The organism is Sporosarcina sp. A2 (assembly GCF_050858885.1).
In the GTDB taxonomy this organism is placed as follows: Bacteria; Bacillota; Bacilli; order Bacillales_A; family Planococcaceae; genus Sporosarcina.
Genome location: NZ_CP193898.1, coordinates 2,903,262 through 2,917,664, shown reverse-complemented (window position 1 = coordinate 2,917,664; position 14,403 = coordinate 2,903,262). Strand labels below are relative to the sequence as shown.

At 43.8% G+C, this 14,403-nt stretch carries 11 protein-coding genes; 8 read left to right on the top strand and 3 right to left on the bottom strand.

The features are described 5' to 3' along the window. Positions 1 to 70 precede the first annotated feature (70 nt). Positions 71 to 709, top strand: coding sequence for a YIP1 family protein (locus tag ACRPI0_RS14835; RefSeq protein WP_432353522.1), 639 nt, complete (start codon positions 71 to 73; stop codon positions 707 to 709). An 87-nt stretch (positions 710 to 796) separates the two neighbouring features. On the opposite strand, the gene guaC is transcribed toward ACRPI0_RS14835, so the two are convergent. Beyond that, on the bottom strand, positions 797 to 1,780 hold the full coding sequence (gene guaC / locus ACRPI0_RS14830; protein ID WP_432353521.1) for a GMP reductase: 984 nt from the start codon (positions 1,778 to 1,780) through the stop codon (positions 797 to 799). 213 nt (positions 1,781 to 1,993) lie between these two features. On the opposite strand from guaC, the gene ACRPI0_RS14825 reads away from it, so the two are divergent. After that, positions 1,994 to 5,038 carry an efflux RND transporter permease subunit gene (locus ACRPI0_RS14825; protein WP_432353520.1) on the top strand — a complete coding sequence of 1,015 codons (3,045 nt, stop codon included), beginning with the start codon at positions 1,994 to 1,996 and terminating at the stop codon, positions 5,036 to 5,038. Between the two features lie 56 nt (positions 5,039 to 5,094). On the opposite strand, the gene ACRPI0_RS14820 is transcribed toward ACRPI0_RS14825, so the two are convergent. Both ACRPI0_RS14820 and ACRPI0_RS14815 read right to left on the bottom strand, forming a co-directional pair. Next, positions 5,095 to 6,009, bottom strand: coding sequence for a pseudouridine-5'-phosphate glycosidase (locus ACRPI0_RS14820; protein ID WP_432353519.1), 915 nt, complete (start codon positions 6,007 to 6,009; stop codon positions 5,095 to 5,097). Then, complete coding sequence (locus tag ACRPI0_RS14815; protein WP_432353518.1) at positions 6,006 to 7,106, bottom strand: carbohydrate kinase; 1,101 nt, start codon at positions 7,104 to 7,106, stop codon at positions 6,006 to 6,008. The genes ACRPI0_RS14820 and ACRPI0_RS14815 overlap by 4 nt, the downstream gene beginning before the upstream one ends. Positions 7,107 to 7,299: 193 nt before the next feature. On the opposite strand from ACRPI0_RS14815, the gene ACRPI0_RS14810 reads away from it, so the two are divergent. The 6 genes from ACRPI0_RS14810 to ACRPI0_RS14785 all read left to right on the top strand — a co-directional run bounded on the left by ACRPI0_RS14810 (position 7,300) and on the right by ACRPI0_RS14785 (position 14,384). Continuing rightward, positions 7,300 to 8,922 (top strand): M20/M25/M40 family metallo-hydrolase, encoded by a 1,623-nt coding sequence (locus ACRPI0_RS14810; protein WP_432353517.1) that lies wholly within the window; start codon positions 7,300 to 7,302, stop codon positions 8,920 to 8,922. Positions 8,923 to 8,995: 73 nt separating this feature from the next. Beyond that, a complete protein-coding gene (locus ACRPI0_RS14805; protein WP_432353516.1) occupies positions 8,996 to 9,532 on the top strand; it encodes a PTS sugar transporter subunit IIA in 537 nt (178 codons plus the stop codon). Between the two features lie 198 nt (positions 9,533 to 9,730). Then, positions 9,731 to 11,638 carry an N-acetylglucosamine-specific PTS transporter subunit IIBC gene (gene nagE, locus ACRPI0_RS14800; protein ID WP_432353515.1) on the top strand — a complete coding sequence of 636 codons (1,908 nt, stop codon included), beginning with the start codon at positions 9,731 to 9,733 and terminating at the stop codon, positions 11,636 to 11,638. A gap of 69 nt (positions 11,639 to 11,707) precedes the next feature. Then, positions 11,708 to 12,871 carry an N-acetylglucosamine-6-phosphate deacetylase gene (gene nagA / locus ACRPI0_RS14795; protein WP_432353514.1) on the top strand — a complete coding sequence of 388 codons (1,164 nt, stop codon included), beginning with the start codon at positions 11,708 to 11,710 and terminating at the stop codon, positions 12,869 to 12,871. A gap of 62 nt (positions 12,872 to 12,933) precedes the next feature. Continuing rightward, positions 12,934 to 13,656, top strand: a complete 723-nt coding sequence (locus tag ACRPI0_RS14790; RefSeq protein ID WP_432353513.1) for a GntR family transcriptional regulator — start codon at positions 12,934 to 12,936, stop codon at positions 13,654 to 13,656. A gap of 5 nt (positions 13,657 to 13,661) precedes the next feature. Next, complete coding sequence (locus tag ACRPI0_RS14785) at positions 13,662 to 14,384, top strand: sugar isomerase domain-containing protein (protein ID WP_432353512.1); 723 nt, start codon at positions 13,662 to 13,664, stop codon at positions 14,382 to 14,384. Positions 14,385 to 14,403: the final 19 nt, after the last annotated feature.

The following is a 14,403-nucleotide window of genomic DNA, read 5'->3' as shown; positions in this document are numbered from 1 at the left end:
CCACCCCCTAAAAATTAGTGTACCATCTTTTCTAGTAAAGGGGAGCGACAAGTTCTAAGGAGGACTATTGATGAATTTAAAACCTTTGCTCACGATATGGAGCAAGCCAACTGCAACATTGAAATATTTGAAGGATGAAACGACAACGGGCTATGCGATTCTGTTGTTCGCAATAGCTGCACTTGCTTCAGGTGGGTATCAAGCAGGCAGTGCAGGACTTTTTACTGAACTCCCATTACCTATAATTGTATTGCTATTCATTGCAATCACATTCGTAGGCACATTACTTACTTGGGTGATCAGCGCTGCACTTTACCAATGGATCGGAAAAGGGTTATTCGGCGGGACTGGAACGTTTTCTGAAATGCTTCGTGTAGTACCAGGAGCAACAATCCCATCGATTTGGCTTGCGCCAATCAACTACTTAGTCATCTTGTCATACGGGAAGTTAGCGTTTGAAGCGCCTTCAGCAGAGAGCTTTGCCATTACAAATCTACCAATGGGCGTATATATCCTAACTATGTTCCTGACATCTTTAATCGGAATCTACAGTACAGTCATCTCGTGCAAAGGAATCGGCTTAGTTCATGGATTTTCAGCATGGCGGGGATTTGGTGTACTGCTAGTTGTGATTGTCATAGGTTTAATCGTGGCTATCGTATTTTCATTAATTATCGGAATCATGTTCATCTCGATCTTTTCCTTATAACTAACAAAACCGGAGTCCCTATGATGGGATTCCGGTTTTGTTAATTACTCCAGTAGATACACCTTCGAGTAACACACTAACTATGAATTAATAAACTTTATCACCATTAAAGATAGAGTTCTTCACAATTGCGTAGTCTACGTTACGGATTGCATCTAACTTCTTACCGCCTGAATATGAAATGGATGACTGTAAATCTTGTTCCATTTCTGTCAATGTATCTTGAAGCGGACCTTTGTACTCAACGTACATCTTCTTGCCTTCAACGTTTTTCTTCTCGCCCTTTTGGAACTCTGAAGCTGAGCCGAAGTATTCTTTGAACTGTTCACCGTCACGCTCAACGGTTTGACCAGGGGATTCTTCGTGTCCTGCAAATAGAGAGCCAATCATGACCATGCTAGCACCGAAACGGACAGACTTCGCGATGTCGCCATGTGTACGGATTCCACCATCTGCGATAATCGGTTTAGATGCAGCCTTAGCACACCAACGAAGTGCTGCGAGCTGCCAGCCACCTGTACCGAAACCGGTCTTGATTTTCGTGATACATACTTTACCTGGCCCGATTCCAACTTTAGTTGCGTCAGCGCCAGCGTTTTCCAGTTCACGAACAGCTTCTGGTGTACCAACGTTACCTGCGATAACAAAACTCTCAGGTAAATGCTTTTTGATATGTTGAATCATGCGAATCACGGCATTTGAATGGCCGTGTGCAATGTCGATTGTAATGTAATCAGGAATCAATGAATCTTGAGCGAGCTGTTCAACGAATCCATATTCGTCTTCTTTAACGCCTACGCTAATTGAAGCAATCAGTCCACGGCTATGCATGTCACGGATGAATGTCGGACGCGAAGCAGGGTCAAAACGGTGCATAATATAAAAGTAACCGCCTTCAGCGAGTTGAATGGCAATCTTTTCATCAATGATTGTTTGCATGTTTGCAGGAACAACAGGTAAGCGGAACGTATGCTTTCCTAGTTTGACAGATGTATCACATTCAGAACGGCTGTCGACGATACATTTTGCGGGAATTAGTTGAATATCTTCATAATCGAATACTACATCCATTATTGAACACTCCTAAAAGCGAATAATTTGTTTGGTACGAGCTATAATTGTTCGTCCTTATGTAATGTACAAGATTCTATAGTCATTGTCAAACATATTTCTACTGTTTTTCGTGAGTTTTCACAATTGTGATTGGTAGATTGCTATGGCATGATAAATGAAAGAAGTGGCATAGTGTTGAAAGCGCTAGCCATCAGAGAAAGGATGACATCCATGGCCTATTTATTGAAACGGAGTAAACTATTCATTTTCCTTATTTTCATTCTCATGCTAGGTGGGGTGTACACGTTCCTCACGTTGCCAAAGCGTGAAATCCCTGAAACTCCCGTCAATCTTGTGATGGTTTCTTCTATTCTTCCAGGGGCAGAACCTGAAGAAGTGGAACGAGCTGTAACCAATCCACTGGAGCGGGCAGTTAAAAAAGTGGACGGTATCGACACGTTGGACTCTGTGTCTGCTAATTCCGCATCCATTATTACAATTTCGTTGAAAGACGGAATCGACTCTGAACAGACCATTAATAAGTTGCAGCAAGAAGTGCAACGATCTGCTAGGGAACTGCCTGAAAATGCGCAGACGCCTGAAGTGAAGAAACTCGATTTGGCATTCCCACTCGTTTCTTACATGTTTACGGGTGATGCGAAAGAACTCGCAGAGCTTGAGAACTCATTTGCAACACTATCCGACGACATCCAGTCAATAGAAGGAGTTGCTGGAACTACTGTTAAAGGATTTGCTGAAAAACAGATCATGATCACGTTGGATCCTAAAAAGTTAGCGGAAAAACAGTTGCAGCCGTTTGATGTGCTCAGTGTATTGCAACAAGCGAATCAGCCCCTATCATTAGGAACACACGATGACGGCAAAGAACGTATCGTCTTGACAGTAAAACAAGACGAAGGCATCGAGAAACTGAAGCAACTTCAAATTGGAAATGCTGCTGTGCCTTTATCGGAAGTAGCTGATATTGGCGAACAGATGAAAGACGCAAAAGACATTGTTACGTTTGATGGTCAATCCGCAATTTCTTATACTGTTTTCCTTCAACCAGGAAAAGATATCCCATCAATGGACAAAACCATTTCAAAGAAGATGGATCAGTATATCGAAGACCTTCCAAAAGAAGTCACGGCTCACACCTACGAGTCGCAAGCGGACAATGTCAATTCAATCTTCAACAATCTATACATTTCGCTACTAATTGCAGTCATCGCGGTGTTGGTTGTAACTACTGCCGGACTGACACTTTTCGGTTCGTTTGTAGTGGCATTGACCGTATTAGCATCTGTACTCGTCGGACTCATTCCGATTCCATTTATGGGTGTGGATTTGAATCAGATTTCGGTCATCGGTCTCATTATCGCAATCGGGATTCTTGTCGATGACAGCATAGTTGTAAATGATAACATTCAGCGACGCTACAAACTCGGAGATTCCCCCTTAGATGGCGCTGTGAATGGTGTGAAAGAAGTGTATACGTCAATCATCTCTTCCAGTTTAGCGATTGTTGTGACGTTTTCCCCATTGCTCCTGTTATCAGGTGGAAATGGTGCATTCATCAAAGCACTCCCGAGTATCTTAATCACAACGATTATTGCTTCAACGATATTATCCGTAACACTCGTTCCAATGCTTCAATTCATCAAAACGAAGCGTCGCAATAAACAAATATCGAATACTCCGGGATTCCTAGGGAAACCGTTAGAAAAGATCGCAGTATTCTACTCTGAAAAAGTGTTGCGTACTGTATTGAAACGTCCGTTACTCGTCGGAATCGGAGGGCTCGTCATTGCAACCGGACTTCTATTCCTGGCACTCTTGACGCCGTTTGAATTCTTCCCAGCTGCTGACAAAGAAGAAGTGACGATGAATGTCAGACTTGCAGCAGGGACAACAATCGACGAAACAAATAACGAGATTCAGCAGATAATTGATGAGGTTGCTGAAGAGGATAAAAACGTAAAAGAAACAGCTATTTTCACAGGAAGCGGATTACCGAATTTGTTTGCGTCTTCGATGAGTAATACAGGCGAGAATACCGGTCAGGCTGTATTCCGTGTGAACAACGACAATACGAGCGCTTCCGAATTCATCGACAAATGGGAACCGGAATTACGCAAACGCTACAGTGATGCGGAAATATTCTTGGATACTATCGTCCAAGGACCTCCTGTCGGAGCGCCGGTCACCGTTACGATTAAAGGTGAGGATATTCAACAGCTCGCAGAGATTCGCGATGATTTGAAGATGCGTTTGTTAGATAAGGGTGCGGATATTGTAACGGATAACCTAGGAGAACCAGTACCAGCCGTTCAGTATACACCGAACCGCCAAGCGCTTGAGGACAATGGGATTTCCTTAAACCTAGTAACGAATCAGTTGCAATTGTTAACTCAAGGAGTCCCGTTGTTTAAATTATATGAAGGCGATATTTCAACGCAAGTCGTGCTTAAGCAGCAAGGTGTAACGGAAGGCAAGCCAGTCGATTTATCAGAGACAGTTGTCCCTGCGATATCGATACAAGGACCGCCAAAACTTGTTCCTTTAAATGAATTACTTACATCAGAAAAAAAATCGTTACTCGCACAGATTCCGCATGAAAAAGGGGAGCGTGCGATTACGTTAAAAGCGTATGGTGACGCAGATGAATTCAAAGCAAACATGTTAGATGCTGCTGAGGCTGAAAAGAATGATTTGCCTGAAGGCTATACAATTTCAACGGGTGGGGAGAATTCAGACCAGCAGGCATTCTTCGCTGAAATCGGAATTCTATTCCTTGTTGTATTGTTACTTGTTTACTTAGTCATTGCGTTCCAATTTAAATCGTTCAGTTTACCGTTCCTCGTGTTGTTTGCAGTGTATCTCGGTATTTCTGGTGCAATTCTTGGATTATTCATCACGCAGACCCCACTCAGTTTCCTCGGAGTGATGGGGATTGTCTCATTGACCGGAATTGTTGTGCGGAACGCAGTCGTGTTAATAGACTTTGTAGAAGCACGGCGTCTACAAGGTGATATGGACGTCATAGAAGCGATTGTGGAGTCCGGCTATGTTCGTATTAAACCAATCATCTTGACATCACTCACGTCGATTGTCGCACTGATACCGGTTGCTGTGTCTGGTGATCCATTGTTTGAGGCACTTGCGATTACCATCATTGCAGGACTGGCCTTCTCGAGTCTGTTTACATTAGTGATGATTCCATCTTTGTATCTTGTCTATTACAAACTTATTGGTCACAAAGTAGAGCGTGTTTAATTGAACAAAAAAGAAATCCACAGCGATTGCGCTGTGGATTTCTTTGGTTCGTTAGATTATCGGGCATTGCTTAATGCGACAGCAATCTTAGCTCCGACGACAGCGTTGTGTTTAACAAGAGCAATGTTAGCTACAAGACTCTTACCATCAGTAAGCTCTTTAACTTTTCCGAGCATGAACGGTGTTACGTCTTTTCCTTTAATGCCTTTTTCTTTCGCTTCCGCTAACGCCTGGTCGATAATCCCATTGATCATTTCAGGATCCAGCTCATCTGCTTCAGGAATCGGGTTTGCAATCACAGCGCCACCTGCAAGTCCTAGGTGCCATTTAACTGCAAGCGTTTCAGCAACAACTTCTGGATTGTCTGCGCGGAAGTTCACAGGGAATCCGCTCTTACGTGTATAGAACGCAGGCAATTCATCTGTTTCATATCCAATGACAGGCACGCCTTTTGTTTCTAAATACTCCATTGTTAGACCGATATCGAGAATTGATTTAGCTCCAGCACAAACTACGGCAACGTCCGTTTTTGCTAGTTCTTCGAGGTCAGCTGAGATGTCCATTGTTGTTTCAGCACCGCGGTGTACGCCACCGATTCCACCGGTTACAAACATGCGAATCTCAGCAAGGTCTGCACAAATCATCGTTGCCGCAACAGTTGTAGCCCCTAATTTCTTCGTAGCAAGCAAATATCCGATATCGCGACGAGAAACTTTAGCTACTTCGTCACTTTTCCCAAACATTTCTAGTTCATCGTATGACAATCCAATCTTTATTTGTCCGTCGATTAATGCGATTGTTGCAGGGACTGCACCATTGTCGCGAATGATTTGCTCGACTGCGCGAGCCGTCTCCACGTTTTGAGGATAAGGCATGCCGTGAGAGATGATTGTAGATTCAAGTGCCACGATTGGTTGACCAGCGGCTTTAGCGTTTAATACTTCTTCTGAGAAGACGATATAAGATTTCATTTGTATTCCTCCAGTTCATTTTCTAGTGTAGTGGCAGTTAGTTCAGGCCGGACTGTATAGCTTGATGCTAATGTTTTTGCTGCGTTCACAAGACCATAGGTAATTGCGTCGTGAAGAGGACGTTCCATTACAGCAGCATGGAGAACACCCGAAACAAATGCGTCCCCAGCTCCCGTGACGTCTTCCACAGAAACGCCAGGGATCGCTGCATGATGATGAATCGAGCGCGTTGTACGATCACCTGCCATAATCCCCTTTTTCCCTCGGGTAATGATGGCGTGCTCCGTTCCAGAGTCAAGAAGCACCGAAACGGCTGTCTTCCAGTCGTCCTCGTTCTGAATTGCGACACCTGTTAACGTTTCGGCCTCATCCTCATTACAGATGAACCAGGTCAACCCATCCAGAGTGTCTGGCAGGTGTGCCATTTTAGGTCCGGAAACAGGGACGATTACAAATGGAACCTGGTAACGAACAGCCACGTCTCGGATCGCCTCTGCTGTTTCTTTCGTAACATTCAAATCGATTACGATCATTTTCGCGCGTGACAAATGCCTTTCTAGTGAGGCAATGTATTCAGCATTCAAAGCTTCGTAGACATCCATGACTGCCATTGCAATCGCAAGTTCACCGTGACTGTCCAGTACAGCAGAGTACGAACCTGTTGAGGCATTTGGCAACAAACGTACAGATGTCAAATCCATGAAGGGAGACGAATGTGTCGCAATTAAGTCCCAGTCTGCATCTTTACCCGCCGTTGTTAGCAAACGGACAGAATGGTCTAAGCGTCCAAGGTTTTCAGCAATATTGCGCGCAACCCCACCGATCGTAACGGACAGTTCAGCGGGATTGGAAGTGCCAGGGGTGACTGTGCCAGATACATGAAACTTCCGGTCAACATTTGCACCGCCAATACAAATAATCTCATCCTCAGGTGCTAGAACATATGCCCTTCCAGTGATGTATCCACGTTTCGTTAATGCAGATATGATATTCGCGACGGCGGGTCTCGACAACCCAAGTCCATCTGCTAGCTCCTGTTGTGAACAGTATGGATTTTGACGAATCAATGCCATCAGTTGCAGTTCTTTTTCGTTCATCGTTAACACCCCCAATTCTTCTACTACGCATTGGATAAACTTATGTTTAAATTATAAACATAAGTTTCAGGGGTTGCAAGCGAAACAATCGTCTTTCAGGGGATGACTCTTTTCGACAAAAAGCGTACACTCAAAAGCAGACAGGCTTTTCGCTGTCAGGATGCCAGCACGTATTTGAAGAGGAGGGTTTTTAATGGCAAACCAACATACTGAAACACACTTACAATGGAGTACACCGCAAACACTGCAAGCCTTGTTATGCGAGCTTGTAAGTTGGGAAAGTCGAACGACTACTGAAGGAGAAAAAGCATTTCCACATCGACTAGCTGAAAAATTGAAAAGTGTCCCTTATTTTGAAGCACATCCCGAACAGTTGGAGTTGCACGACGCAGGTTTAGGAAGAAACTCAGTAACTGCGTTATATAAAAATCAGGAAGCCAAAGATACGATTGTTCTTATTAGCCATTACGACACGGTTTGGACAGAAGAATATGGCGCACTTGAGCCATTTGCTTTCCATCCTGAAGAGCTGACTGCCAAGTTACATGAATATAAAGAAGAACTCCCTGAAGAGGCGCTAAAAGATCTCGAATCAGGAGAATATCTATTTGGCCGTGGAACAATGGACATGAAAATGGGATTAGCATTGCACATGGCGTTAATCGAAAAGGCGGCTGCGGAGCAATGGCCACTCAATCTGTTATTGCTCGCTGTTCCTGACGAAGAAGTGAGTTCTGCCGGTATGCGTACTGCAGTTAAATCACTCGTTCGGATGAAGAACGAACATGAGTTAGCGTATACACTATTCTTAAACGGAGAACCCGTATTCTCTCAAGAACCAGGAGATCCTAAGGAATATATCTACTCCGGTTCAATCGGTAAGATTATGCCTGCTGCATTGTTTTACGGGAAAGAGACACACGTCGGAGAACCGTTAAAAGGAATCACATCTACATTCATGGCTTCTTTCCTTACACAACGTATGGAGTGGAACAGCGTGTTTGAAGAAACGGATCATGGAGAAACAACACCACTTCCGGTGACATTGCAACAAAAAGATTTAAAAGCACATTATTCTGTGCAAACGCCTTATCGTTCTACAGCGTTGTACAACGTGTTTACAATGAGACGTACTGCAGCAGAAGTAATGGAGTTATTTGAAGGCATCGCAAAGGACGCTGTCGCAGCATGTGAAGCAGCGTACTCGGGAATTTGTGAGCGCGCAGATGTACAAAAAGTCGGCGACATTAATCTACTTAAGTTTGAAGACCTAATGGAATATGCAAACAAAAAGTTGGGCATAGCGGAAGTGCAGCGGATTATTACTGAAGTCTCTGGGGACTGGGAGCTGGACGATCGCGACAAGTCCTTTAAAATTGTCGATGTCCTGATGATCGAGTGCCAAGAGTTAGCTCCAGCAACTGTACTGTTATTTGCACCTCCATATTATCCGGCAGTGAACACTTCTGATGATGTACTTGTTCAGGAGCTTGTCACGCTTATGAAAGACAAAGCAACTACACTTGGAACGGAAGTCACACAAATTCACTATTTCAATGGCATCAGTGATTTAAGCTATGTCCATTATGCTGACGAAGGAACTGGTTGGAAGTCGTTTGAGCGAAATACACCGGTTTGGGGTTCTACTTATTGGATGCCGTTCGAAGAAATGAAAGCACTTGATGCACCCGTACTGAATGTAGGTCCGTTCGGAAAAGATGCGCATCAACGTACAGAGCGTTTGCATATGGAAAGTGCATTTGTACGTTTACCCCAAATGCTAGAAACGCTAGCCATGCACTTTTGTGACAAGTGACAAAATGTTGTGGGATAGTGCACGTATATTTAGCTAAGAATACACATGAACAGATAAAAGGAGAGTGAAGTGAATGGCAGGCTTTTTTAAAAAAATTACCCAGTCATTAAAAGGAGATAGCGCAGCTGAACAATTACCTGTAGAAAAGGGACTTGCAGAAGAATCGTTTGTCATGCCGATTGATGGAACTGTAATTCAGTTATCTGACGTACCTGATCCCGTGTTTGCTCAGGAAATGATGGGGCCCGGTTTTGCAATTGACCTAGCAGGAGACACTATTTGTTCACCTGTAGACGGTAAGGTTGTTAGCGTGTTCCCGACAAAACACGCCATCGGATTGGAATCGGAAACAGGTATCGAAATCTTGATACACGTAGGACTCGATACCGTGAAGCTGAATGGGGAAGGCTTCGACTTGTTGGTTGAGAAGGATCAGTCAATCGGTCGAGGAGATGCTCTATTGAAAATCGATGTGGGGTATATTCAAGCAAACGCGCCTTCAACTATAACTCCCATTATTTTCACAAATGTATCTAAAGAGAAAATCCATTTGCTTAAAGAAGGAAAACTTGCACAAGGTACAAGTGGTATCTTACGTATAGATGCTTAATATTCCCAGTCCAAGATGAGAAAAAGCGAGCGCAGAACACTCTGCACTCGCTTTTTCTTGCATACTTCCAAACTTTTTCACATAAAATCGTAAAAACGCTTACATTCTTCACAGTTTTTTGTTTTAATTGGTATAGACAACTAGACCGGTCAAACGGTATAGTGAATAGTAAGATAATTAAAAAGGAGTGAAAAGAACATGATGAACTTTATTCAGCGTATCGGAAAATCATTAATGTTTCCGATTGCCACCTTGCCAGCAGCCGCTTTGCTTTTGCGACTCGGGCAAGATGACTTGCTTGGCATTCCGTTAATCGCAGCAGCGGGAGATGGAATCATTGGTAACTTAGCTTTAATTTTTGCAATTGGTATCGCGATGGGGTTTGCACACGATAACAGTGGCGGAGCAGCATTGGCCGGAGCTGTTGGTTTCCTGGTACTCACAAGTGCGTTAAGTGCAGTTGACGAATCGATCAACATGGGTGTGTTCGGCGGTATCATCTCTGGTATTATAGCAGGGCTTCTCTACAACCGTTTTTATAATATTAAACTACCAGATTTCCTCGCATTCTTTGGAGGACGAAGATTTGTTCCAATTATTACAGCGGCGACAATGACAGTACTTGCTGGCATTCTATTCTTTGCATGGCCACCTGTTCAGAGTCTCATCGATAGTATCGGTAACTGGGTACTTGGTGCCGGAACTCTTGGTGTAGGTGCTTACGGATTCTTAAACCGTCTATTGATTCCTACAGGTCTTCACCACGTTATTAACACAGTGGTTTGGTTCGATTTCGGAACGTTCACAACTGCGAGTGGTGAAGTTGTAAAAGGTGAAATTAACCGATTCCTAAAGGGAGACCCAACTGCAGGACCATTCTTGTCTGGTTTCTTCCCAATTATGATGTTTGGTCTACCAGCAGCATGTCTAGCAATGTATGCTGCAGCTAAAAAGGAAAAGAAAGCAATTGTCGGCGGTATGTTACTAAGTATCGGATTCACTTCATTCCTTACAGGAATCACTGAGCCGATCGAATTCGCGTTCATGTTCCTTTCACCAGTTCTTTATGTAGTGCACGCATTACTAACAGGTGCATCTATGATGGTATCGTACATGTTTGACGTCCATCACGGTTTCGGATTCTCAGCAGGTGCGATTGACTATGTACTGAATTTCGGATTAGCACAGAATCCACTGACACTCTTAGTCATCGGTCTTGTATTCGGTGTCATCTACTTTGTAGTGTTCTATTTCCTAATCATCAAACTCGACTTGAAAACACCTGGTCGTGAAGATGATGAAGATATGGTAGAAGATACTGCAGTCTATAGCGATGATATCGTTGAAGTAAAGGCTTACCACACAATCGAAGCACTTGGAGGCCTTGAAAACATTCAAGCCATTGACTACTGTACAACTCGCTTACGATTGACTGTTAAAAATTCAGATATTATCAATGAAAAAGAATTGAAACGTTACGGCGCAATGGGCTTCATGAAGATTAGTAAAACAAACGTTCAAGTCGTTATTGGAACAGCCGTTGAATTCTTAGCTGAAGCGATGAAGCGACGTACGAAAAATGGTAACCCAGCACCGAAGACGGAAGAGTCTATGGAACTGGATACACAGCCACACAGCGTGAAAGCATTACCTGCAACTGATTTCCACATGCCAATTGATGGGGACATCATTGACTTATCAGAAGTTCCAGACGAGGTATTTGCTAAAGAAATGATGGGACCTGGTTTCGGTATTATGCCCAAGGGGAAAACGATTCATTCACCAATCGATGGTAAAGTCGTCAGCATCTTCCCGACAAATCATGCTATCGGACTTGAAACGGATACAGGCGTTGAAGTTCTGATTCACGTAGGTTTGGATACAGTTAAGTTGAACGGAAAAGGATTTGAATTGCTTGTGAAAAACGGTCAGCTCATTCAACGAGGCGATGCATTGTTGAACATTGACTTAGACTATATCAAAGCAAACGCACCATCCATTGTTACTCCAGTCATTTTCACAAACGTTGAAAAAGCTAACTTGCACATCTTGAAAAAAGGGTTCCAAAGAAAAGGAACTGACTCAATCGTTAAGGTTGATGAATAATAATTGATTACGCCGGCGGGAGAGACAACAGTCACTCTTCCGGCGTATTTTCTTAAGGAGAGGAAATCTATGACACACACACTATTATTGAAAAATGGAACAGTGGTAACACCTGAAGGAATCCTTGAAAACGGAGACGTATTCATCGAAGATGGAACAATTCAAGAAGTAGGTCCATCAATTTCTAAACAAGCAGATGAGCAAATTGACGTACAGGGCAACTATATCCTACCGGGATTCATCGATATGCACATTCATGGAGCTGCTGGAGCAGATGTCATGGATGCCACAACGGAAGCTTTGGAGACAATGGCTAACGTTCTTCCAAAAGAAGGGACGACTTCATTTTTAGCGACTTCAATGACACAAGCACCGGAAGCAATCGAAGATGCATTAAAAAATGCAGGAGAGTTCTCAACGAAAGTTGGACAAGCGCAAATGCTAGGCATTCACTTAGAAGGCCCTTTTGTCTCGCCGAAACGTGCAGGTGCCCAGCCTCTTGAACACATCTGTCCTCCAAATTCCGATCAGTTTGATGCTTGGCAGCAAGCAGCAAAAGGTAGAATTCGCATGGTCACACTTGCTCCTGAAGAACCAAATGGATTCTCTTTTATTAAAAAGTTAGCAGCAGAAGGCATTGTAGCATCGATGGGCCACACGGATGCAACGATCGCCCAGATGGAAGAAGCGGCAAAGGCTGGAGCTATCCAAGCCACACATTTATATAACCAAATGTCACCATTCCATCATCGTGAACCAGGTGCAATAGGCGGAGCACTTCTTGTGGATGAACTTTGTGCGGAAGTAATTGCTGACTTCGTTCACAGTCACCCGAAAGCGGTTGAACTTGCTTATCGCGTAAAGGGCGCTGATAAACTTATCCTTATTACCGATGCGATGCGCGCTAAAGGGTTGCAACCAGGGGAATATGATCTTGGTGGACAGCCAGTGCACGTAACAGAAACGGATGCACGTCTTTCCGATGGAACATTGGCAGGAAGTATTTTGACGATGGAACACGCTGTTCAAAATATCGTCCGTATATTAGGGGTCAGTCCACTCGACGTAGCAAAAATAACGTCAGGAAATGCAGCCCGTCAGCTGGGTCTACCCAAGAAGGGCAAAGTCGCTGCAGGAAGTGATGCGGACCTTGTTATTCTCAGCAAAGAATGGTCTGTTGTACAAACAATTTGTGGTGGCATAACAGGGTACGAACAAGATGGGTCTGTTTAAAGAGTCCTTTCATAAAACAACCGAGTACATGGGTCCAAAAGATACGAATGGTGGTGGATGGAATGCTTGATAAGCAATCAGGAATTCCAATATATATTCAGATTGAAGACTATCTTAAAGAACAAATAGCACGGGGTATATATCCTGTGAAGTCCCTCATACCATCTGAACGTGAATTGACGGATTTGTTCGGGGTGAGCCGCATGACAGTTCGTCAGTCGTTAACGAATTTGGTGAAAGACGGATTGCTGTACCGTGAAAAAGGTAGAGGCACGTTTGTTGCCGAAGAAAAGATGGAGCAACCTCTTAATGGATTAACGAGTTTCACTGAGGATATGAAAGAGCGTGGGCTCACACCTGGAACTAAGTTGATCAGTTTCACGAAAGTCCATCCAGATCCTCAAATTGCTGCAAGACTAGGGATAACACAGGAGGCACTTGTCCACAAAGTCGTCCGGATTCGTTATGCAGACGATAGGCCAATGGCGATTGAACGTTCTTATTTACCGGTATCCCTATTTCCAACGCTCACTGAAGAAGCGCTTCGTGGATCTTTGTACGCGTTCATCGAGAAACAAGAAATGCTTGTAATTGGACAAGCGACACAGCGGATGGAGGCAGCACTCGCAAAGACGGAAGATGCAGGATACTTACAGATTTCACTTCCCTCTGCAGTTGTGCTAATTGAACGCGTCAGTTCACTTCAGGACGGTCGCACTTTTGAAGTTGTTCGAAGTACGTATCGAGCAGATCGATACAAATTCCTTAGTGAAATTGGAAGGTGAAAGTTATGAATTCATACATTAGTGAAATCACAACACTATTAAAGATAGTGGAGGAAAGTTCGAAAGAGCCTATTGAGCATGCTGCCACTAAGATTGCAGAACGTATTAAACGAGGTGGGATCATTCAACTGTTCGGTTCAGGGCATTCTCAACTACTTGCACAAGAAGGGTATTTCCGTGCGGGGAGTTTAGCGTGTGTACAACCAATTTCAATTGGCCCCCTCATGTTGCACGAAGGCGCATTGCTTTCATCCGAAAATGAAAAAGATGCGGAATTCAGTAAAACATTCTTAACGACTCTCGACATTCGACCAGAGGATGTCGTAATTATCATATCGAATTCAGGTCGAAACCCAGTACCCATCGACGTAGCAGAATATGCGGAATCACAAGGCGCTTATACGGTTTCCATTCAATCTTTGTTGTATACTGAAGAAGAACATCCATCGCGTCATTCTTCAGGCAAACGACTAGAGAAAATGGTATCTGTTGTGCTGGATACGAAAGTGCCTTCAGGAGACGGAATCATGCATATCGACGGTATTCAATGTGGTCCCGCATCTAGTGTATCGGGCAATGCGTTGCTTCACGCGTTATTTTGTGAGAGCGTTGAGCGCATGAGTGCGAACGGGATGGAGCCGCCTGTTTTCAAGAGCGGTAATTTAGAAGGCAACGCAACACACAATGATGCACTCGTCGCACACTATAGCGACCGCATCCAGTTTTGACTTAAAAGGAGAGATTTAG